The organism is Bifidobacterium sp. UTBIF-78 (assembly GCF_006408945.1).
In the GTDB taxonomy this organism is placed as follows: Bacteria; Actinomycetota; Actinomycetes; order Actinomycetales; family Bifidobacteriaceae; genus Bifidobacterium; species Bifidobacterium myosotis.
The window spans coordinates 42,108-63,233 of record NZ_JFAO01000005.1 but is presented as its reverse complement, the minus strand read 5'-3'; the positions used below and the strand labels follow the sequence as shown (position 1 = coordinate 63,233).

Annotated in this window: 13 protein-coding genes and 1 pseudogene; 2 read left to right on the top strand and 12 right to left on the bottom strand. The window is 61.9% G+C overall.

Features of this window, described 5'->3' with window-relative positions:
* Window positions 1–2: 2 nt before the first annotated feature.
* Both BG22_RS01770 and BG22_RS01765 read right to left on the bottom strand, forming a co-directional pair.
* Complete coding sequence (locus BG22_RS01770; RefSeq protein ID WP_140492561.1) at window positions 3–1,424, bottom strand: MFS transporter; 1,422 nt, start codon at window positions 1,422–1,424, stop codon at window positions 3–5.
* Window positions 1,425–1,648: 224 nt separating this feature from the next.
* The gene (locus tag BG22_RS01765; RefSeq protein WP_140492558.1) at window positions 1,649–3,646 is read right to left on the bottom strand and encodes a glycoside hydrolase family 127 protein; all 1,998 of its coding nucleotides are present in this window, start codon (window positions 3,644–3,646) and stop codon (window positions 1,649–1,651) included.
* A gap of 177 nt (window positions 3,647–3,823) precedes the next feature.
* Here BG22_RS01765 and BG22_RS01760 point away from each other — a divergent pair, with 177 nt between their 5' ends.
* On the top strand, window positions 3,824–4,876 hold the full coding sequence (locus BG22_RS01760; RefSeq protein ID WP_140492555.1) for a LacI family DNA-binding transcriptional regulator: 1,053 nt from the start codon (window positions 3,824–3,826) through the stop codon (window positions 4,874–4,876).
* Window positions 4,877–4,979: 103 nt separating this feature from the next.
* Here the strand turns inward: BG22_RS01760 and BG22_RS01755 are convergent, their stop codons facing one another.
* The 4 genes from BG22_RS01755 to BG22_RS01740 form a co-directional block, all read right to left on the bottom strand.
* Window positions 4,980–6,014, bottom strand: coding sequence for a LacI family DNA-binding transcriptional regulator (locus tag BG22_RS01755; protein WP_181163332.1), 1,035 nt, complete (start codon window positions 6,012–6,014; stop codon window positions 4,980–4,982).
* A gap of 508 nt (window positions 6,015–6,522) precedes the next feature.
* Entirely contained in the window at window positions 6,523–7,407 is an 885-nt protein-coding gene (locus BG22_RS01750; protein WP_094666616.1) for a carbohydrate ABC transporter permease, read from the bottom strand.
* A complete protein-coding gene (locus BG22_RS01745) occupies window positions 7,404–8,324 on the bottom strand; it encodes a carbohydrate ABC transporter permease (RefSeq protein WP_094666615.1) in 921 nt (306 codons plus the stop codon). The genes BG22_RS01750 and BG22_RS01745 overlap by 4 nt, the downstream gene beginning before the upstream one ends.
* Before the next feature lie 164 nt (window positions 8,325–8,488).
* Window positions 8,489–9,838 (bottom strand): ABC transporter substrate-binding protein, encoded by a 1,350-nt coding sequence (locus BG22_RS01740; RefSeq protein ID WP_223852053.1) that lies wholly within the window; start codon window positions 9,836–9,838, stop codon window positions 8,489–8,491.
* Between the two features lie 351 nt (window positions 9,839–10,189).
* Between BG22_RS01740 and BG22_RS11040 the strand changes: the two are divergent.
* Window positions 10,190–12,409 (top strand): annotated as a pseudogene (locus tag BG22_RS11040) (alpha-galactosidase).
* Between the two features lie 97 nt (window positions 12,410–12,506).
* On the opposite strand, the gene BG22_RS01725 reads toward BG22_RS11040, so the two are convergent.
* The 6 genes from BG22_RS01725 to dnaB form a co-directional block, all read right to left on the bottom strand.
* On the bottom strand, window positions 12,507–14,645 hold the full coding sequence (locus BG22_RS01725; protein WP_094666612.1) for an alpha-galactosidase: 2,139 nt from the start codon (window positions 14,643–14,645) through the stop codon (window positions 12,507–12,509).
* 387 nt (window positions 14,646–15,032) lie between these two features.
* Window positions 15,033–16,769 (bottom strand): AarF/ABC1/UbiB kinase family protein, encoded by a 1,737-nt coding sequence (locus tag BG22_RS01720; protein WP_140492552.1) that lies wholly within the window; start codon window positions 16,767–16,769, stop codon window positions 15,033–15,035.
* A gap of 167 nt (window positions 16,770–16,936) precedes the next feature.
* Complete coding sequence (locus BG22_RS01715) at window positions 16,937–17,236, bottom strand: hypothetical protein (RefSeq protein ID WP_140492549.1); 300 nt, start codon at window positions 17,234–17,236, stop codon at window positions 16,937–16,939.
* A 124-nt stretch (window positions 17,237–17,360) separates the two neighbouring features.
* Window positions 17,361–18,113, bottom strand: a complete 753-nt coding sequence (locus BG22_RS01710) for a type 1 glutamine amidotransferase (RefSeq protein ID WP_140492546.1) — start codon at window positions 18,111–18,113, stop codon at window positions 17,361–17,363.
* 56 nt (window positions 18,114–18,169) lie between these two features.
* Window positions 18,170–19,648, bottom strand: coding sequence for a Mur ligase family protein (locus BG22_RS01705; protein ID WP_140492543.1), 1,479 nt, complete (start codon window positions 19,646–19,648; stop codon window positions 18,170–18,172).
* A 2-nt stretch (window positions 19,649–19,650) separates the two neighbouring features.
* The gene (dnaB, locus tag BG22_RS01700) at window positions 19,651–21,090 is read right to left on the bottom strand and encodes a replicative DNA helicase (protein WP_169833996.1); all 1,440 of its coding nucleotides are present in this window, start codon (window positions 21,088–21,090) and stop codon (window positions 19,651–19,653) included.
* Window positions 21,091–21,126 lie beyond the last annotated feature (36 nt).

Sequence of the window (21,126 nt, the reverse complement as noted above, 5' to 3'; positions counted from 1 at the left end):
AATCAGGCGTTGGCCTCTACGTTCTTGAGCTGATCGGCGTGACGCTGGGCCAGCTCGGCCTTGATCATCGGCTCCATCTTCTCGTACTTGCGGTAGAAGCACATGATCACACCGACGATGATGTACACAATCACCGGCAGCCAGATGAAGCAGAAGCTGATGGCATCCTGAGCAGCCTGAGTCTGGACGTCCTTGGTGGCGTCGTAACCGGCGGCACCCATGATCTCCAGCGGCAGGAAGGCACCGAAGCCGGAGCCGACCTGGATGCAGAAGGCGGAGCCGACGGCGGTCAGGAAGCCGGCGGCGTGGATGCCGGTCTTCCACTCGCCGTAATCCACGGTGTCGGCGAGCATGCCGAACGGCATACCGATGGCGATAGCAGCACCAAGCACACCGATGGTCCAGAAAGTGACCAGCAGCGGCACGTTGTGGCCGGCAAGCGGCATCAGAGCCTGGCCAAGGCCACCGATGACCAGACCGATGATCATGGTCAGGGTCTTGTTCTTGGTCTTGTTGGCGATAATCGGCATGGCAATGGTACCGAGCAGGCCGAGCACCTGAACGCCGTTGAAGATGGAGGTCAGGTTGCGGTTGTTGAGCACGTACTGGGCGTAGTAGGTGGACACGCCGTTACGAGTGGACTGGGCGACCCAGTAGATCACGAAAGCGACGACCAGGATGATCCACGGCCAGTTGCCCTTGGCGGCCTTAAGGGAGTCGCTCAGCGGAATCGGCTTGTTGAGTTCCGGGTGGTAGTTGCGCTCGTTGAGGTTCTTGAAGGAGAAGAGCAGCAGGATGATGGCCACGATGTCCCAGATGGCGGTGACAATCATGAAGCCGGTCTTGTCGCCGCCACCGAACTGGACGCCGAACCAACCAACCAGCGGGATGGTGAAGGACGAGGTGATGAAGGAACCAATCTGACCACCTGCCATACGGAAGGAGTTGGCGTTGTTACGCTCGGTCGGGTCGGAGGTGAGGTTCGGCAGGATGGCGGTGATAGGCGTCTGGATACCGGTGTACACGGCGCCGGCGGCCAGAATGTAGGTAATCAGGGCGTACCAGAACTTCGGGGCGCCATCAGGCAGGCCCGGAGCAGTGAAGGCGATCCACACGGTGATCGCGAACGGCACGCACAGCCACAGGAACCAAGGACGGCTCTGGCCCCACTTGGTGTTGGTGTGGTCCACGATGGAGCCCCACACCACGGCGGAGATGGCGTCGGCAAAGCGGGCGACCAGCAGAATCGTACCCGCACCCAGCGCACCGGCGGCCGGGATGTGGAACACGTTGGTGTAGAAGTACATGATGTACGACGAAATGGTCACGTACAGCAGGTTGCCTGCCATATCGGTGAAGGAGTAGGCGATCTTCTCCTTGACCGAGAGCTTCACTGCGGAAGCATCCTGAGTTGCAGCACTCATTGGTTTTCCTTCTTCATTGATTTGTTGCGGTTACAACAGCGGTGATGGTTGAATCGCCCTTCATAGGGCGATTCGTTGAGCGGAGCCGAACGGCGGTCATGAGACGGACAGAAAATATTGGCGTACCTCTGCGCATGACCGCCCTACGGCGTCTGCCGGTGTCCCGCCCGAATTCGTGGGCGGGACAAGCTTGGGATTGGGAATCGGAGACCGAAAGCCAGCGATTAGAAGTCGGAGTCGAACCAGACCTGCATCTGGCCGACCTCGCGGTTGGCCCACGCGTAGTACGGGATGAGCTTGAGGTCGTAGGACTTCTCCCCGACCGGATGCTCCTCCACGTCCGCGTACAACGGGAAGTCCTCCTCGTCGTGCGTGCGCTTCGTGGCCGGGATCGTGATGACCTCCACGCCGTCCAGCTCACCGAAGTGGTACTCCGCACGGGCGCGGGACGCGTCGTGGCTGCCGATGTGGTAGTTCCACAGCGGCGCGGAATTGTCGGCCTCCTCCGCGCAGTACACGATCGGGCCGCGCATCACGGCGATCTTGCCGATGTCGTGACGCACCAGTGTCTTGGAACGCATGAACTTGACCGACATGTCCAGATCAAGCGTGACCTGCGTCTCGCCCGGGGTCAGCTCGATGGTCACGAAACCATCCTCGACCGGCAGGCGACGCGCGTCCTCACCGTTGACCTTGAGCTCGTGCTGGGTGGCCGACCAGGATGGGATGCGCACTAGGAACCTCACCGGGTCGACGCCCTCCGGCACGTCCACCGTGAACTCGATGTGGCCGTCCCACGGGAAGTTGGACTTCTGCGAGACCTTCACGCCATCGAAGAACTCGGCGTCGTTCGCGATGAACTGGTGGGCGATGATCTCGCGCCTGTCCTCATGCACCGTGTACAGGTAACGATCCACCGAGGCGATCAGACGGGCGATGTTGGCCGGGCAGCAGGCGCAGCCGAACCACTCGGCGCGGTGCATGAGCACATGGTAGCGGTCCGGGTTGTGCTCGGTGGCCTCGGGATCGGCCTCAAGCGCGTTCACATAATAGAAGTGCTTGCCGTCGAGCGCGATGCCCGCGATCGAACCGTTGAACAGCTCCTTCTCCAACACGTCCGCGTACTCGCCCTTGGTCTCCAACTCCAGCATCTGCCGGGCAAGGAAGCTCATGGCCACGGAAGCGCAGGTCTCGCCGTACATGGTATCGCTCGGCAGGTCGTAGTCGTAGGTGAACGCCTCGCCCACATGCGTGGAACCGACGCCGCCGGTGATGTACATGCGCTTGGTCACGATGTTGTGCCACAGACGCTTCGCGGTCTCCTCGAGCTCCTTGTCGCCGGTCAGACGGGCCACATGGGCGACGCCCGTGAGCATGTAGCCCACACGCACGGCATGACCCTCCGCGGTCTGCTGCTGGCGAATCGGACGCGCGGTCTGCGTGTACTCATGCGTCCAGCCACGCATCTGCGGGAAGATATCGGTCGAACCGTCGCCGATCTTCTCGTTCTGCTTGTCGTAGAAGCTCGGGTCCTTGCCGCGCACGTCGATGAAGAACTTGGCGAGCCTGAGGTACTTCTCCTCCTTGGTGACCTCGTAGAGGCGGGAAAGCGCCAGCTCGATCTCCGGATGACCATCGGCACCGGGGATCTTGCCCTCCCCCTCGCCGAAGTTCGCGTCGAGGCAGGCGGCCATCTTCTCGGCCACCTCGAGGGCCTGCTGGTTGCCGGTCACCTCGAAGTACGCCACCGCGGCCTCGATGTAATGACCCATCACATACATCTCATGCGACTGCTGAATCTGCGTGAAACGCTCGCGATCCGCGAACGCGCCCGACTTGATGATGTACGGCGTGTCCAGATAACCATCCTCACGCTGCGCACGCGCGATCAGATCGACCAGCTTGTCGCACAGGGCCCTGAGCTGCTCGTCCGGCTCGTAGGCCAAGGAATAAGCCGCCTCCTCAAGCCACTTATACACATCAGAATCCTGGAAGACGAAACCCTTGAACTCGCCCTCCTCATCACCCGCAGCGATACGCAGGTTACGCACCGCACGACTGTAGTGATAATCGATGTCCTGCTTCGCACCCGACGGATCACGAGGAATATCAATCTTCTGCTCATCATTGATGACAGCCCACTGATACGGGATTACTTCCTTGGCAACGTTCTCACGATAACGTTTCCAGAACGGCGAAGTAACCGTGACCTGCTGGCTCATGGTTCGTCCTTTCCACACTGTAGGTACTGCTGTATTCCGTTTTGCATAGGCATGTACACCAGCTGCCACGCTGGCCTTTCATGCCCCTTACCAACTTGCAGTGTTGATGGTATGCGTTGTTTTTCCGCTCTATGTCCGGGTCTTGCGAATGCGAAAAATTTCGCATATTCTGGCGTCATGTCCAGCAAAACGACCCTCGCCGACGTGGCTCGGCTGGCGAATGTTTCCGTTGCCACCGCCTCCAAGGCGCTCAATCACACGGACCGCATCTCCGCCCGCACGCAGCGCGCGGTCCTCAAGGCGGCGGAACAACTCGGCTACGACAAAACCAACCGGGCGGAACGGCCTCGTGAGCACTCGGGACTCATCGGGCTCATCACCTCCGATTACAACGGCCGATTCGCCCTGCCGTTGCTCACCGGCGCCGAAATCACGCTCGGGGCGTCGAATCACGCCGCGTTGCTGATGAGTTCGCACGGCCGGCCGGCGTTGGAGAAAAGCCATATCGACCGTCTCGCGGCGCATGGCGTGGATGGGCTGATCGTGGTGGGCGATACCACCAATTCACGGCCTCCGCTCGACCCGCAGACCACGATGGGCCTGCCGGTGATTTACGCCTACGATCCCTCGCGCGACCCGAATGACTGCAGCATCATCTGCGATAACATCGGCGCCGGCGCCCAGGCCATCGAATATCTGCTGAACATCGGGCGCCGGTACATTGCGGTGATCGCCGGTCCCGAGGATTTCCAGGCGGCGAAGGACCGTGTTCTGGGTGCGCAGCGCACGTTCATCCTCTACGATTTCCAGCCGATTGCGATTCTGTTCGACGCATGGAGCGAGGAATGGGGCGAGCGGGCGGCACGATTGCTGGTGGAGCAACACCCGCATCTCGATGCGATCTACTGTCTCAGCGACGAAATCGCCCGAGGCGCCGTGCGCGGGTTGAAGTCCATCGGCAAGCGGGTCCCCCAAGACGTGGCCGTCATCGGACACGACAATTGGTTTGTGTTCGCCTCCAACGCCCATCCCACGCTCACCACGTTCGACAACAACATCACCATCATCGGCAAGACCGCGGCCCAATTCCTCCTCGACGCGCTGGCCGGACGGCCGCATCACGGCGTCACCTCCATCGAATGCCCGATGATCGTCCGGGAATCCACCGAACCCCGGCGCCACACCGCGCTGGAAAGCACCGGCCGCGTCTACGAGCGCAAGACATCGTGAGGCATGCGAGGGCACAGCCGCTCGCGCCGGACCGCATCTCAGAGCGTCATGCACACCCCAAGACGCCTCCAGTCAACCGTCTCCACCAGCAAGGCGCATATCCTTATCGAGCCGATGGCGGGGCACCGGCCGAGGCACGAACCACTAGCTCGCCCTGCAATTCCACGAACCTCGCGGGCAGCACCTCACCGCGCTCCTGTGCCTCGATGCGCGACAGCAGCAGCTGGACAGCCTGGCGGCCGGCGGCAGGGAAATCCTGCCGATACGTGGTCAACGGCGGCGTCCACACGCTCGACAATGGATGATCATCAAAGCCGATAACGCTGATATCCCCCGGCACGCTCTTGCCTTCATCCTCCAGCCCACGAATCAAACCCATCGCGATTTCGTCGTTGCCGGCGAATATCGCGGTCAACCCATCCACATGCGCTATCTCATGCCCCAGTTCGCGCGCATCGCTGGGCAACCATGAACAGTGCCACATATCAGGAATCGGCTTGTCGTTGGCGCGCAACGCCGCCTCCCAGCCGGCGGTACGGCTGTATCCGCCGCCTCCGCCCGGGATAGTGACGTGCACGACGTTCGCGTGTCCCAGACCGAGCAGAAATTCGGTGATCTCCCGACCGGACTGGTTCTCACGCAGATCGATCTGATCCAAATCGGATTCGCGATCGCCGGCGATGACCACCTTCGCGACCGTATCAGGGAGCAGATTCAAGGCCTTGGCGGCCAATTCGTCGTATTTCATCACGACGACGCCGCTGGGGTTCTGATCCATGACCATGGTGATGGACGCACGCAGGCCATCGGCCGAGTCATCATCCAGTTTGGAAATGCTCACCGGATAATTGTTCGTACGGGCTTCGTCCTCGATGCCCTGAATCGTCATCGATGAACCATACAGCGTGGTATTGCTGGTGAGCACCGCGATGGACTTCATGGTCGAGTTGACCAAACCACGCGCCACGCGGCTCGGATGGTAGTCAAGCAGTCTGATGGCATGAGCGATACGGCTCCGGCTTTCCTCGCTGATACGGGGCGAATCGTTCAGGTATCGGGACACCGTTGACACCGATACGTTAGCGAGCGCGGCCACATCCTTGATTACCGGCGCCCGCTTCTCTTTAGGCCTTGGCATATGCACCTGTCTATCTTCCATCATTGCCCCAGTATATAAGGGCCCGTGATGGAACATTTGCGATGGGAAGCGCTCCGTGTTCCCCAACCGGAAGGAGAAGAACCTGTCAGGGAACACGGAGCGCTTCGGAAGAGGAGAAGAACACTGGGTATGGCTTTACTTCACTGCGCCTCCATTCTCGCCCACCACCAACCTGCTACGGAACATGCGGGCGCTTACTTGACCGCACCGCCCTGCAATTACGGACTCGCCTGTGGCGAGGCTTATCGTTACCTCGCCACTGCCGCAGCTCGGCGGAGCCTGTAAACCGGAAAATCTTCGAATTTTCCTTTCGCAGCACAGCTGCTCACCTCGCCTACGGACAGCCCACTGGACTGTCCGCTTAACGGCTTGGCCGGGATGTTTACTTAACGGCTCGTCCTGCAATAGCGGACGGCCTGCGGCCGGCTCAGTATTACCTCGCGTCTACCGGCGCTCGGCGGCGCCTATAAACAGCCTACTAGGCTGTTTACTTAACGGCGCCGCCCGTGATGCCGCTGATGATCTTGCGCTGGCCGATCACGAAGACGATGAGCAGCGGGAGCGTCATCAGGATGATGTAGGCGAAGATGAGATGCCAGTTGTTGAGATACAGGCCTGCGCTCGCCACATTGTAGAGGTTGAGCGGCAGGGTGCTCATCTTGCCGGAGAGGATGAACAGCGAGTAGAAGATGTCGTTCCAGATGTACAGCACCACCAGAATCGTGGAGGATGCGAGCGTCGGGGCAAGCAGCGGGAAGATGATCGTGAAGAAGATCCTCATCGGGCTGGCACCGTCGATGCGGGCGGCCTCCTCGAGGGACGGCGGAATCGTGCGGATGAAGCCGGTGATGAAGAAGATCACCACGGACAGGTAGATGCCGATGTACACGCAGTTCATGCCGAAGGCGGTGCCGGACAGGCCGAGCATCTTGAGCAGCATCATGATCGTCACGACGGACGGCGGCAGGATGACTCCGGAAATGAACAGCGCATACAGCATGCCCACGCCCTTAGAGGTACGGCGACCGAAAATCCACGCCGCCATCGAACCGAACAGCAGACAGATGAACACCGACGGGACTGTGACCAACAACGAGCCGAGGAGGGCCGGGAACACCTTACCTTCGACGATGACCTCCTTGAGGTTGTCGATGAGATGCCACTGGCTCGGCAGCGCCATGCTCGGCACCACGGCCTCGGCCTGGGTCTTGCCTGCGGTGACGATGAGAATCCAGAACGGGATGGCCAGGAACAGGAGCATCAGGAGGATGACGATCACTGCGTGAACGATGTCATGGACTTTCGACGACTTCTTGACGACGGTGAGGCTGTTGGTTCTAACACCGGATTCGCTATAGGTTGCGCTACTCATAGGATCTTCTCCTCACGCTTACGCAGGTAGGTGACAAGCGGGATGGCGATGATCATCACCATCACGAAGAGCACGAGGCTCATGGTGGTCGACTGGGAGTACAGGCCCTTGCCGAACGTACGCCAGATGAACAGGTTCAGGATTTCGGTGGAACCGCCGGGGCCGCCGTTGGTGGTGGCCTGGACGATGTCGAAGGAGTTCATCGAGCCAAGCAGGGCGGTGGCCACGTTGAAGGTCATGGCCGGAGCGATGAGCGGGAACTTGACCTGCCAGAAGGTCTGCCAGGCGTTGGCGCCATCGATGGAGGCAGCCTCCAGCACTTCGGAATCGATGGTCTTGAGACCGGCGAGGTAGGTGAGCATCGCGAAGCCCATCCATTTCCATCCGTGGATGATGGTGACGATCACGATGGTCCACGTCGTGGAGCCAAGCCACTGGACGTCCACGGTATGACCGGCGAAGAAACCGAGAATCTGGTTCAGCACGCCGTCGGTCTTCAGGATGGCCTGCCAGATGTAGCCGGCGCCGAGGGCGGACATGATCACGGGAATGAAGAACATCGTGCGGGCGAAGCGGTTCAGACGCGTGTCCTTCTCGAGGAGCACGGCGAGCGCGAGACCGAACGCATTCTGGAAGAAGGCCACGAGCACCGCGTAAATCAAAGTGACCTTGATATCTGCCATCAAGGTACCGCTCTCGAAGAGCTGCTTGAGATTATCCAAGCCGTTGAACTCGATGGTCTTCTTGAACGCGGACCAATCGGTGAAGGCGTAGATGAAGTTCATGACCGTGGGCAGGAAGAAGAACACCAACAGCATTACGCCCGCGGGAACTATGTAGCGCAACGGATAGTTCTTGCGCTCCAATGTCCGCGTACCCTTGACTGGTTTGGCGGACGAAGAGACGTGAGTCGTCATTGTTTCGCTTTCCTTACATAAGTGGCTGGGCGGCCGGGGCCCGGAGCCGCGCTAGGGAAAACGCGGCCTCGGGCGTGGCCCGGCCGGATGCCTGAGCCGGAAATCGATTGGGATCATGCCCCGGCGGGAGTGCGGTGAAACACTTCACCGGGGCGGTCAACCAATCAGAATCCTTCGACGCCCTGCGCCTTGGCGATCTGTGCGAACTGGTCCTGGGTGGTCTTGGCAACCTGCTCCGGGGTCATCGTGCCGTTGACCATGTTGGCAAGGTTCAGGTAGAGGTCCGGGTTGGCCACAGCCTGGGACTGCATGGAGCCGACCGCGTCCTTGAGGGCATCGAAGGCGTCGAGCTGGGCCTGAGGCACGGTATCGGGGGTCTCGACGTCCTTCATGATGGAGACGTAGTTCTGGTCCTTGATGAAGGTCTCGTACTCGGAGCCGAGCCAGAACTCGATGAACTGGCGGGCCGCGGCCTCACGCTTCGCGTCGCCGGTCTTGAAGGCGACGATGCAGTTGCCCTGCTGCGGGATGGAGGTGGCGATGTTGCCTTCCTTGGAAATCGGGAAGAAGCCGATGGTGTCGTCCAGCTTGGCCTTGTCGTTGTCGGCAAGTGCCGAGATGGCGTTGAACATCGAGTTGGTCTGGATGATCATGCCGGCCTTGCCGTCAAGCAGAGCCTGCGCCTGATCGGTGTCCTTGGCCGAACCTGCGTCCTTGTTGTACAGGCCATCATCAATCATCTTCTTGTATTCCTTGATGGCGCCAAGGATGTCCTCGCCCTCGAAGCTGTCCTTGTTGGCGTTGACGTTGTCCCACAGGCCGTCCTTGGCCGCCTCGGCGAGCTGCACGTTCACGGCCCACTGGGTGCCCCACTGGGAGCCGGCCATCTCGAAGAACGGGGATTCGGCCGCACCGGAATCCTTGATCTTGTTGGCCGCCTCGATCAGGCCATCCCAACCCTTCGGGGTATCGGTGATACCGGCCTTCTCGAAGACCTTCTTGTTGTACCAGACGCCTTCGGTGTCCGGAGCGGAGACCAGAGCACCGTAGTAGGTGTCCTGGTATTTGCCGCCGGCGTCGGCGATGCCGTCGGCGTAGTTCTCGAGCCACGGGGCGTTGTCCAGCTTCTGCAGCTTGTCCTGGGCCACAAAGCCCGCCAAGGTGGACGGCACGGCCTGCCAGAACATGATGTCCGGGGAGTCGCCGGTGGTGATCTTGGTCTGCACGTTGGATTCGTAGTTGTCCGGAATGGTCTGCAGATCGACCGTGGCGCCGGTCTTGGACTCGAAGTCCTTGATGACCTGGACCGGAATCTTGTTGGAGTTCTGGGCCGCCCAGAACGTCAGCTTCACACCGTCAAGCTTGGTGTCCTCGGCCGGCCAGTAATCGGCGGAGGAGGTATCGGTGTTGTCGTCACTGCCGGCGGCTGCGGGGTTGCCGCATCCGGCGAACATCATACCAAGGGCTGCGATGCCGGCGATAGCGGCGGTCGTTTTCTTCCAGTTCCTCATCATTGAGCCTTTCCTTGAGGATTCTCATCCCGCCCTCCAGCGGAATTAACTCTCGGCGTTCACATGCTGTCATGCCCCTCACTGCGGCATCGCAGCTTCTTGAATCCCGATAGCCACAATCATATGTGGTATCGATTCCACGTCAACCATGCACGGCGTGTCGAGGCGAGATTGTCATGCGGTAACACAAACGAACAAAAACTAACAATTGGCTTTATTTCAACGCTTGTAAGACATATAAACAACAAAATGTGAGCCTTAACGGGCAAAGGGGCGATTTTGTGGTACCGATTCCACGATGTATGATGCTTGGTATCGATTCCCCTGCACGAAACCAATACGACGAGGTATGCCATGCGAACAACGATCGTCACCATCCACCAACCTGAACCCGATAGCGAGCTCGGCAAACGGCTGTGTACGCCGCCCATTGAACTCGCCATCGGATTAAGCGCAAACCGCCTTCCCCACATCGCGGCCATCACCCACGCGGCGATTGCATCATCGAGCGGAGGACACGGCGACGGACATGCAGACGACACCGGCCACAGCACAGCCGCAACCATCGATTTCCAATTCCCTCAAACACTCGACGCTGGGCTCTCCATCAGCGAGTTCCCCACCATCCTGCCCACCCAGGCCGAGGGATGGACCGGCACGCCTGCCATCCAGGTGAGCCGCGATGGCAGAGAGCTCTTCCCCGCGCTGAAGGTCGTTTCCCATTCATGGACCGACAATTCGCTCCGCTTCGAAGCAATCGACCCCGAAGGCGGTCTGACGCTTGACGCCTCCATCGCCATCGGGCCGGAAGGCCTTATCCGCATCGACACCGCCCTTACCAATGCCGGCGACAATCCGCTCACGATAGCCCGGCTGACCCCGGTCGTACCGCTTCCGCCGCAGATCGGTGAGATTCAGACCTGCACGGGACACCATCTTCGCGAGCGCGCGCTGCAGCGCCAGCCGCTTACGGAGGGGCTGTTCGCCAAGGACTCGCATATGGGGCGGCCGGATTTCAACGCCGCAACACTGCTGGTGGCCGGCGTGCCGGGATTCGGATTCGAGCACGGACTGACCTTCGGCGCACATGTGGCGTTCAGCGGCAACAGTACGGTCTTCGCAGAGCGCACGCCGTACACCCATGGCATCATCGGTGGTGGAGAACTGCCCTATGCGGGGGAAATCACGCTGCAACAAGGTGAGACCTACCATGCGCCGCGTCTGCTCGTCTCCGTGGGAGACGGACTCAACGCCGTTGCCGCACGGTTCCATGCCTATCTGAGATCCTTCCATCCTGAGCTCGCGTCCACACCCCGTCCTGTGACGCTCAATACATGGGAGGCCATGTACTTCGACCAGAACGAGGAGAAGGTCATCGCGCTGGCGGACCGCGCGGCGTCCATCGGCATCGAACGCTTCGTCATCGACGATGGATGGTTCACCGGCCGCAGAGACGACACCAAAGGCCTTGGGGACTGGCAAGTGGACCACAGCATCTGGCCGCACGGCCTGCACACCGTGGCCGACCACGTGCATGGACTCGGCATGGGGTTCGGCCTGTGGTTCGAGCCGGAGATGATCAGCCCGGATTCCGATACGGCGCGCGCCCATCCCGATTGGATACTGGCGCCGAATGCCACGCGGATGCCGGTCTAGGCACGCAGCCAGCAAGTCATCGACCTGACCAATCCGGCGGCAGCTCGGTATGTGGAGGACTGCATCGACAGGCTGGTCGGCGAATACCACATCGACTACATCAAATGGGATCATAACCGGTTCCTCACCGAGCCCGTCTCCCGCACTTCCGGTCTGACGGCGGTGCATCGGCAGACGCAGATGTTCTATGCCATCATCGACCGTCTGCGCGCCCGGCATCCGTGGCTGGAGATCGAGTCCTGCTCCTCGGGAGGAGGCCGTATTGATGCAGGCGTGCTGACCCGGTGCAGCCGCGTATGGGCCTCCGATTGCACCGACCCAATCGAACGCGCGGACATCCAACGCGGCACCTCGCTCATCGTTCCGCCGGAGATGGTCGGAGAGCACATCTCCGAATCGCCGAACCACGCCACGCGACGCTCCACCACAATCACCACGCGAGCGGCGATGGCGTTCTTCGGCCATCTGGGCATCGAATGGAACATCATGAAGCTCAGCGACGACGAGCTGGCCCTCATCAAACGGTGGGTGGACCTGTACAAGGCACGGCGCACGCGCCTTCCGCAAGGTGATGTCGTCCATGCGGACAACCCCGACCCGGCGGTGCGCGTGGACGGACTGCTGGCACCCGACCGGTCTTACGCGGTGTACCGGTTCGCCGCCGTATCCTCGTCAGCCGAATACCCGTACGGGCTGACGCGCTTCCCCGGTCTCAACGAATCGTCGACATACCGTGTGCGCCCACTGGGAGGTGCCGATCTGTACGACAGCGAAATAAGCCCGAACTGCCGCACACATCTGGACTGGTGGACCGATGACGGCATTACCGTACCGGGTGCGGTACTGACGCAATGGGGCATTCGCCTGCCGCAGCTCGCTCCCGAGCACTGTCTGCTGCTCGAAGTGGAACGCGCCTAGATCCTTATTCAAGACGGGTGGGCGGTTGACCTCGTTTGGAGGTCAACCGCCCACCCGTCTAACCGTCTAATTTGCCTTTTGGACTTCCGCCAAGTCGTTACGCGCGGAACTCGAAGGTACGGGAGATATACCCGCCATCGGCAGGCACGCCCACGATGGCCGTCCCGGCATCGGCATCCCAGCGCACCGGCCAATCAGTAAACCCATCGCCGACCGGCAGCAGCGTCTCCGCCTGAACCGCGGAACCGTGGAACCACGGCAACGGAAGAGCCACGTCTCCCCCGTCCCCTTCGCGGGACCACACCGTCACCAGCGTGCGGTCGGAGGCTCTAAGGCCCAACGCGATCACCTTGTCGTCCCAGTCGGGCAGGCCGAGCGGCCAGAATGGCACCGCGGAGCCGATCACCGGCTGCACATGCGTCTTGTATGCCTCGACCGCCTGCACGATAAGCGCCCGCTGCGCCTCGCTCATCCGGTTGATGTAACCGGAAAGGAAGAACCGTCCTAGGAACGTGGTGTTGAGGTTGAACGCGAACTCCTCGGGGGTGTTCTGCGCATTCGGATACGCCCAGCTGCCCGCCTGCTCAGGCGTCATGAGCATCGGGGCCGCCGCCGCGATAGCCGGGTAGAGGCGGAAGTCCTGCTGGTCGGACGTAGACTGCACCTGGAAACGCGACGTCTGCGCAAAATCCATACGCATGCCACCGGAGGAGCAGTTCTCAATGATGAGCCCCGGGTGACGTCGGTGCAGCCCCTCAATCCACGCGCTGTAGGCGCGGTTATGGCCCAGCAGTCCATCGCCGGCGCTGTCCGCGTTGAAATCGGTGCCGGCGTCGGGCGAGACGTTGTAGTCGAACTTGAAATACCCCACGCCGTAATCGTCAATCAGACGATCCACCGTGTCATCCAGATGCTGGCGCGCGGCTGGGTCGCGCAGGTCGAGCAGATACCGCTCCTGCTCGACCACGCGACGCCCGTACCGATGGAAGAACGCCGAATCGGGAAGCGACTCGGCCATCGGTGATTTGACGCCGATGACCTCCGGCTCAAGCCACAGACCCGCAATCATGCCGGCATCTCGGATGGCACCAATCACCTCGGTGATGCCATTCGGGAAGCGCTTCTTGGACGGCATCCATTCACCCACGGACGGCCACCAGTCGCCGGTGTCGTCATACCATCCGGCGTCGATGCAGAAGATCTCGATACCGGATTCGGCAGCGCCCCGAATCAGCGGCAGCAGCTTGTCCGTGGTCGGGTCACCGTTGATGGTGTTCATGTAGTCGTTGAAGATCACGCGCGGATGCTCATTGTCCGCCTTTTCGATACGCATCGCGCGGCGGTATGCCGTCACATTGGCGATGGCCCCGTCGAAATCGGCGGCCAGCGTGGCGGATGCGGGCACCGTGGTGAACGATTCACCCGGTGCAAGCCGCTTGGCCCAGTCGTGATTCACATTGGTCGGACCGGAGAGCGCCAGATATCCGTCTTCGGTATCGCGACCGACCTCCCAACGCCACGCGGCGTTGTGCTCGATCTGGAAGAGCCAAGTCAGGCCCAATTCGCGGGAGTCGAGCAGCGCCAACGGCGTGTGCCTGCCGGTGGACCATGTTCCGGTGTTGACCACGGAGTGCGCACCACGCGGATTATGGCCGGTCATCTGCTGCGCCAGCCTCGGGAACAGCTTGCCGGTGGGCGTCTCATGCCAACGGCCCTCGCCAAGCCAGTCATTCTCGCATTCGATCAGACGCCAGGCATCGCAATCGGCGCTTGTGCCCTGCGGCGCGCCGAACGCCGAAACGAAGCTGGTCACGGATTCGAGCACAATCGACCCATCGGCGGCAAGCGCCGGCGAATCCTCCACGGCGGGATTGCCGGTGTTGGTTACCGTCGCGCTCACCCGGAACATCGGTATGGCGCGAGGCAGATCATAGTGGACGACGACGGTGATCCCCAGCGCCACGTCGGCAAGCGTCACATCAAGGTGATCGCCATGGGAATCCTTATCGGTGGAGTGGGAGACATACCGCAATGCCCGTCCGATATCCGTATGCACCAGACGGTCGTTCGCCAGCCAGTGCCCCGTACCGGTTGCCAGGATCTCCACCAATGGGAGCCTGTGTTCAAAACGTACGTCGATCCCACCGGTGTTCAGCGCGCTCACCACGACCGGCTGATCATCCGCCCAAGTAAAGGTCATGGTCAACGTCTCGTTGCCCCATGTAAAGGTCTGCATGGTACTCCTTACCTGCCGTATGACGAGTCCTTCTGCATGCCCGCGGACGTTCACGCCCTCGTCGCCGCATCGTCCCAACACTGGCGGACACACATGCCACAGGTACAGAGGAACAGTACATGTGGTATCGATTCCACATAGTACAAAAGAGTGCCTCGCCAAGCAAATTAAACACACTTATTTCGAGCGTGGTATCGATACCGCAAAAGGAGTATGAGCGGCATGACCCGCAAGCGAACCACGCTGCATTCGCATTCCGTAAAGCACCTGGAAGATCCCAAGGACCGCCCACTGGGCATCCAGCGCGAGTCCACACTGCCTCTGGACTAATCCGACGTAAGCCGTCAGCCGTAAGCTGAGGAAGCGGCGACCGAGCCCACCGCCAGCCTACCGCTTCTTCGTCTTGCGGCCCTTGAGGTAGATGTCGAGCACGATCCAGCAGCCGAGGGCGAAGGCGACCACGTAGCCCATGAAACCGACGATCGGAATGCCGAAGATGATAGGCTTCATGCCGGCATAGTAGACAATGGACGAGCCGACGAACAGGCCCACCACGATCAGCGCCATCGCCAGCCGGTTCACCATGTCGGAGAGCATCTGGAACGGCTCTTCGGAGCCGACGAGCTCGATGTTGGTGCGCAGCTGGCCGCGTGTGAGCATGCGGGCGGCCACCCTCAGCTCGCTCATCGCGTCGAGCGCGCTGTGCAGCGCCTCATGGCCTTCCAATCCCAGTGATTTCAGCTCGTCCTTGACCATCTGGTCGGCGGTTTTCGACGTGGCGATGTGCTGGGAGATGATCTCAATCATGTTCACGTCGGGGATGAACTCGTCGAGCAGACCCTCGAGCGTCACCAGCGCGCGTCCCACGGTGGTCACCGTACTGGGCACCTCGATGCCGTGCCGTTGCGCGAGCGAGGTGAGCGCCGTGAGGAACGCGGCGATGTCAAGGTCCGCAAGATCGACGGTGCCGTATTCCTTGACGATCGCGTCAAGATCGGCCAGCAGCGACGGATAGTCGGCCGGATTGGCCTCGGTGCCCGCGAACCGCAGCAACCCATCGGCCAGCGCCGGCGAATCCTGCTTGGCGACGGCGAAGATCATGTCCTTCATTACCGAGCGGGTCTTCGCGTCGAGGCGCCCGGTCATGCCGAGGTCGATGAGCACAATCTGCCCGCCGCGGATGATGATGTTGCCCGGATGCGGGTCGGCGTGGAAGAAGCCGTCGTCGAGGATTTGCGTGGCGTAATTGTCCACGAGCTTGGTGCCGATCTCCTTGAGATCATAGCCGTCCGCGACCAGCCTGCCGGGGTGCGACAGGGAAATGCCGTCCACGTACTCCATGACCACCACATGCTCGGTGCACAGGTCCGGATACGGCTTCGGGCAGTCCATGTATTTGAAGCGCGCGGCGAACCGCTTGAATTCGGCGAGATTACGGGCTTCGACCAGAAAGTCCGTCTCGGATTCGAAGGTGTCCCACAGCTCCTCGACCACGCCCTTGAGATCCACGATCTGCGAGGTGCGAATCACCTTCGTGGCCACCTTGGCGATGGAGCGCATGATGGACACGTCCTGCGCCATCGTCTCGCGCACACCGGGGCGCTGGACTTTGACGGCCACGTCCTCGCCGGTTTTGAGCGTGGCGCGATGCACCTGGGCGAGCGATGCGGAGCCCAGCGGTTTGGGATCGATGTGCACGAACACCTCATCCGCCGGACGCCCGTATTCCTCCGCGAGCACGTCCAGCACCGTGGCATACGGCATCGGATCGGCGTCGGCGCGCAGTTTGGCCAGCTCGTCGCAGAAACTTTGCGGCAGAATCTCCGAGCGCATCGACAGAATCTGCCCCACTTTGACGAACGTAGGGCCCAACGCCTCGAACATGAGCCGCATCTTGACCGGTGTGAGGCCCTTGAGGGCGTCGAACTGGTTGACGATACGGCTGATCTGCGCGAGACGCTTCACCTTGCCGCGCCGGGTCAGATGGTACCGGCTGGAAAAATCGTCGCGTCTGCCGCCGAACAGGCCGATCGTTTCGGTGTCGGGCTGATTCCAGGCATACGAGGATGCCGGCTCCCCGTTTGAGGAGTCGGCATCGGGCCTGGCGTGCGCCGACTGTGCCATCGTATGGGCCGAGTCGGTCGAGTTAGTCGAGTCGGCCGGTTCGGGCGGGTTGACCGCCCCGGCCGACTCGCCTGAACCGGCCGAAAAATCCGAACCGGCCGGGTCTTCCGTAATGGTCGGCTCGGCCGGTTCGATGGCGTCGGCGGTGTGCGGCGACTGCGATGACGTCACTCGGCCGCCTCGGCCGAGGCGTCGGATGCGGCGTCATCAGACGCGGCCGCGGAATCGGCCTGCTGAGCATCGGCCTCGGCCTTCTTGGCCTCATCCTTGGCGGCATCGTTGACGAGGGCCTCGCCCACCTTGCGCTTGAGCTCGGTGTTGAGGCTCTTGCCCTGCTCGACGGTCAGCTCGCCCTTCTTGACGAGGTCGTCCACAATCGCGGAGCTTTTCTCATATCCGGTGGCCAAGGCGCCGATGCCCGCCAGCAAAACCTTGCGCAGACCGTCACCCAAATCAAAATCTGCCATAATAACCCCTCCTTCGAGGCCCGTCGGCGGCCTTATGCCGCGTCCCGTACTGCTAAGCCTAGCGCAAACGCCCGGCCTTGGCGCTAGGCCCTAAGGCTGATTTCGTCTGATCGTACGGTGGATTTCACCTCGGCCGGGCGGCCGCGGCCTTACGGGCGTTGGCGGCCACAGCGTCGAGCCGGGCGAGCTCGGCGGCCTGCTCCGGAGTCTGGTCGATCTTGTCGAAAGAACCGTATCGCCGTTCGACGGCGGTGGCGATGAGGAAGTCGCTGATCGCCGGGTTCTTGGGCAGCAACGAGCCGTGCATGTACGTGCCGATCACGTTGTGCACGCGCGCGCCTTCGGTGTGGTCCTCGCCGTTGTTGCCGCGGCCGTCCTGATCGACGCGACCCAACGGCTGCACGCCTTCGCCGAGGAAGGTCTGACCGGAGTGGTTCTCATAGCCGATCACATCGCCGAACTGCTCGGAATGCTCGACCAGATTGCCGATCATGCGCACGTCACGGCCCACGGTGTGCGCCTTGATGATGCCGATGCCGTCCAGACGGGTGCCGTCCACGGTCTCGAAATACTCGCCGAACAACTGGTACAGGCCGCAGATCATCAGCATCGGCGTGCCATCCACCGCCAGCGAGCGCAGCAGCTCCGCACGCCCGAAGAAGTCGTCGATGATCTTCTTCTGGCCGGTGTCCTGGCCGCCGCCGCCGAGGATCAAATCGACATGGTCCGGCCAGTCATCGCCCTGATTGTACTGATGGATGCGCGGTTCGTAGCCGTACAGCTCCAGTCTGCGGCGAATCGTCAGCACGTTGCCCGAGTCACCGTAGATGTTCATGTCCTTGGGATACAGGGACACCACATCAATCGTCTTGCCCATGCCACGTTCTCCTTATCGTCCTGGTCAATCGTCATGGTCAGCGACCATCGTCATCGTCAGCGGCCCACGCCGGCGTCCGCCACGGTGGCCACCTGCGCAAGTGCGGCGCGCACGGCGAGCATGGCCGTGTATGTGCAGTAGATGTGCTTCGGCTTGCCGGGGTTGCCCTTCACGAACGCGGCGAGCGCCGATTCGATGTCCGTATCGGTCGCCTGCACCGGCACCTGATCGTAGCCCAGCCTGAGCGCCATATCCCAGGCACGCACGCCGGAGACCATGCCCACGCCCGATTCACGCAGCGAGGTGAAATCCACATCCCATAGCCAGCTCATGTCGCGGCCGTCGGCGTATTCGTCGTTGATGACGATCATCGTGTCCGCGTTCGTCGGGTCGAAACTCGCCAGCGAGAGGCGGAATCCCATCGGATTCTTGACCAGCAGCAGTTCGACCGGCGAGCCGTTGACGTCGATGATCTCGCCGCGTCCGAACGCCGGCGTGACGCGGGAGACGGCGGCGATGAGTTCGTCGGCGGAGACGGCGCACGCATGGGCGGAGGCCCGGGCCTTGGAGGCGGCAGCGGTATCCCGCATGACCGCGCGCACCACGGCGAGCGCGGCGGCCGCATTGTACAGGTTGTAGACGCCTTCGAGCTTGACGGCGGTGGAATAGTCGTGGCCGTCCATGCGGAACGTGGCCTCGTGGTCGCCCACGGCCGCGAGGGTGACGTCGGCGGGCGAGCGGACTTCGTCATCATCCGGCTCAGTCTCCTGTGCAACGTCGGCTGGATTCGTTGCCTTGCCGGCCTTGCCGGCCATGCCGCCGAAAGCCCCACCAGATGTTCCTGCCGCCCCTCCGGTCGGCCGCGCCGCCGGCTCACCCGTCAGCGAGGACCGCGCATCGGACTCGACGGAGACCGTGGTGGCCATGTCATCGTCGGACGGGAAGTAGTGCCTAAGGTCATCGGTCAACCCGAAGTACCGAATCTCAGTGCCGGCCGGCGCCAGACCGGCGAGCGCGGCGATGCGCGGGTCCTCGCGGTTGAGCACCACGGTTCCGGTGGTGGCCGCAGCCACATGGCCGAGCAGCTTCGCCGTGGTGTCGATCTCGCCGAATCGGTCGAGCTGATCGCGCATGACGTTGAGCAGCAGGGCATACCGCGGCTTGACCTGCCGCACGAAGTGCACGGCATAGGCCTCGTCCAGCTCCAGTACGGCGATGTCGGCGTCGAGCCGACCGGACAAGCTCACCTCGGTGAGCAAGGAGGAGACCACGCCACGGGTGAAGTTGGAGCCTGTGGGGTTGGTGAACACCTTGAGTCCCAGATCGGTGAGCATCGAGGCGACCATGCGGGTGGTGGTGGTCTTGCCGTTGGTGCCGGAGACCAGCACCACGCCAAGCGGCAGACGACCGAGCGTGCGGGCCAGGAACGTCGGGTCGATCCTCTCCACCACCTTGCCCGGGAACGCCGAACCGCCATGCCTGGTGACTCGGGCGGCGGCCCGAACGAGTTTTCCGATGGCTGGTGTAGCGAACATAATCACACCCCCTGGTTGTAATCCTGCGGCATGTCCTTGAACTTGGACGTGGCGCCGAGGAAGGCGAGATGGAAGGTTTCGGTCGGACCGTTACGGTGCTTGGCCATGATGATGTCGGCCTCGCCGGGGCGGTCCTCCTTGTCGTAGAAGTCCGGGCGGTGGACCAGGAACACCACATCGGCGTCCTGCTCGATGGAGCCGGATTCACGAAGATCGGCCAGCTGCGGCTTCTTGTCGTTGCGCATCTCCGGGCCACGGTTCAGCTGGGAAAGGGCCACCACCGGCACCTCCAGCTCCTTGGCCAGAAGCTTCAGCGCGCGGGAGAACTCGGAGACCTCCTGCTGACGGGATTCCACTGCCTTGCCCGAGGTCATGAGCTGCAGGTAGTCGATGACCACGAGCTTCAGGTCGTTGGTCTGCTTGAGGCGGCGGCACTTCGCGCGAATCTCCATCAGCGACATGTTGGGGCTGTCGTCGATGAACAGCGGCGCGTTCTGCATCTTGGTCCAGAACTGGTTCAGCGTGTTCCACCGTTCGGGCGTGATGTCGTCCGCGCGGCGCAATGCGGCCATCGGGATGTTGGTCTCGGCGGAGATGATGCGCTGGGCGAGCTCCACCTTGCTCATCTCGAGGCTGAAGACGATCGTGGTCATGTTGTGGTGCAGCGAGGCCGCACGCGCGAAATCGATGCCGAGCGTGGACTTGCCCATGGCCGGGCGGCCTGCGACCACCACCATCTGGCCGGGCTGCAGGCCCTGCGTCACATCGTCGATGTCGCGAAAGCCGGTGGGCACGCCCTTGTTCACCAAGCCCTGCTGAAGCTTGTCGAGCTGATCGAGGGCGTCATGCACCACCGGGCCGATGGCGGAGTAATCCTGACGCACCTTGCCCATCGACATCTCGTAGACCTCGGACTGCGCGAGATTCACCACGTCCTCGGCCTGCGAGCCCTCGGCGGAATAGCCGAGCTGCGCGATCTTGGTGCCCGCGGCGATCACGTTGCGCAGCACGGCCCGCTGATGGACGATCTCGGCGTAGTACATGGCGTTGGCCGCCGTGGGCACGGATGCCACAAGACTGTGCAGATAGTCGGCACCGCCCACCTTGTCCAGATTGCCGTCGGCGAGCAGCTGATTGGCCACGAGCACCACGTCCACCGGCTGGCTCGCGGAGAACAGGTCGATGATCGCGTTGTAGATCGTCTGGTGCTTGGGCTGGTAGAAGTCGGCCGATTCGATGGTCTGCGAGACCTCGCCAATGGCGTCCTTGCTCATCAGCATGCCGCCGAGCACGGCCATCTCCGCGTCGTCGTCATGCGGGGGCACGCGGTCGAAAATCGCGTCGCCGGATGCCGCCGTGGCACCCGAACCGTCGCGGTTGGAGCCGCGCCCGCTTCCGCCGCCCGAATATCCCTGATATGAGGTGTCGCTTCCTTCTGCCATAGCCCCAAGTATAGAAGGCCGTTTGAGAGCCGGTAA

Excerpts from the sequence above, each read along its gene's own strand:
- BG22_RS01715 (WP_140492549.1), bottom strand. The coding sequence starts at position 17,236 with ATGGCAGATTTTGATTTGGGTGACGGTCTGCGCAAGGTTTTGCTGGCG.
- BG22_RS01725 (WP_094666612.1), bottom strand. The coding sequence starts at position 14,645 with ATGCAGACCTTTACATGGGGCAACGAGACGTTGACCATGACCTTTACT.
- BG22_RS01720 (WP_140492552.1), bottom strand. The coding sequence starts at position 16,769 with ATGGCACAGTCGGCGCACGCCAGGCCCGATGCCGACTCCTCAAACGGG.
- BG22_RS01770 (WP_140492561.1), bottom strand. The coding sequence starts at position 1,424 with ATGAGTGCTGCAACTCAGGATGCTTCCGCAGTGAAGCTCTCGGTCAAG.
- BG22_RS01765 (WP_140492558.1), bottom strand. The coding sequence starts at position 3,646 with ATGAGCCAGCAGGTCACGGTTACTTCGCCGTTCTGGAAACGTTATCGT.
- dnaB (WP_169833996.1), bottom strand. The coding sequence starts at position 21,090 with ATGGCAGAAGGAAGCGACACCTCATATCAGGGATATTCGGGCGGCGGA.
- BG22_RS01710 (WP_140492546.1), bottom strand. The coding sequence starts at position 18,113 with ATGGGCAAGACGATTGATGTGGTGTCCCTGTATCCCAAGGACATGAAC.
- BG22_RS01740 (WP_223852053.1), bottom strand. The coding sequence starts at position 9,838 with ATGATGAGGAACTGGAAGAAAACGACCGCCGCTATCGCCGGCATCGCA.
- BG22_RS01750 (WP_094666616.1), bottom strand. The coding sequence starts at position 7,407 with ATGAGTAGCGCAACCTATAGCGAATCCGGTGTTAGAACCAACAGCCTC.
- BG22_RS01760 (WP_140492555.1), top strand. The coding sequence starts at position 3,824 with ATGTCCAGCAAAACGACCCTCGCCGACGTGGCTCGGCTGGCGAATGTT.
- BG22_RS01755 (WP_181163332.1), bottom strand. The coding sequence starts at position 6,014 with ATGCCAAGGCCTAAAGAGAAGCGGGCGCCGGTAATCAAGGATGTGGCC.
- BG22_RS01705 (WP_140492543.1), bottom strand. The coding sequence starts at position 19,648 with ATGTTCGCTACACCAGCCATCGGAAAACTCGTTCGGGCCGCCGCCCGA.
- BG22_RS01745 (WP_094666615.1), bottom strand. The coding sequence starts at position 8,324 with ATGACGACTCACGTCTCTTCGTCCGCCAAACCAGTCAAGGGTACGCGG.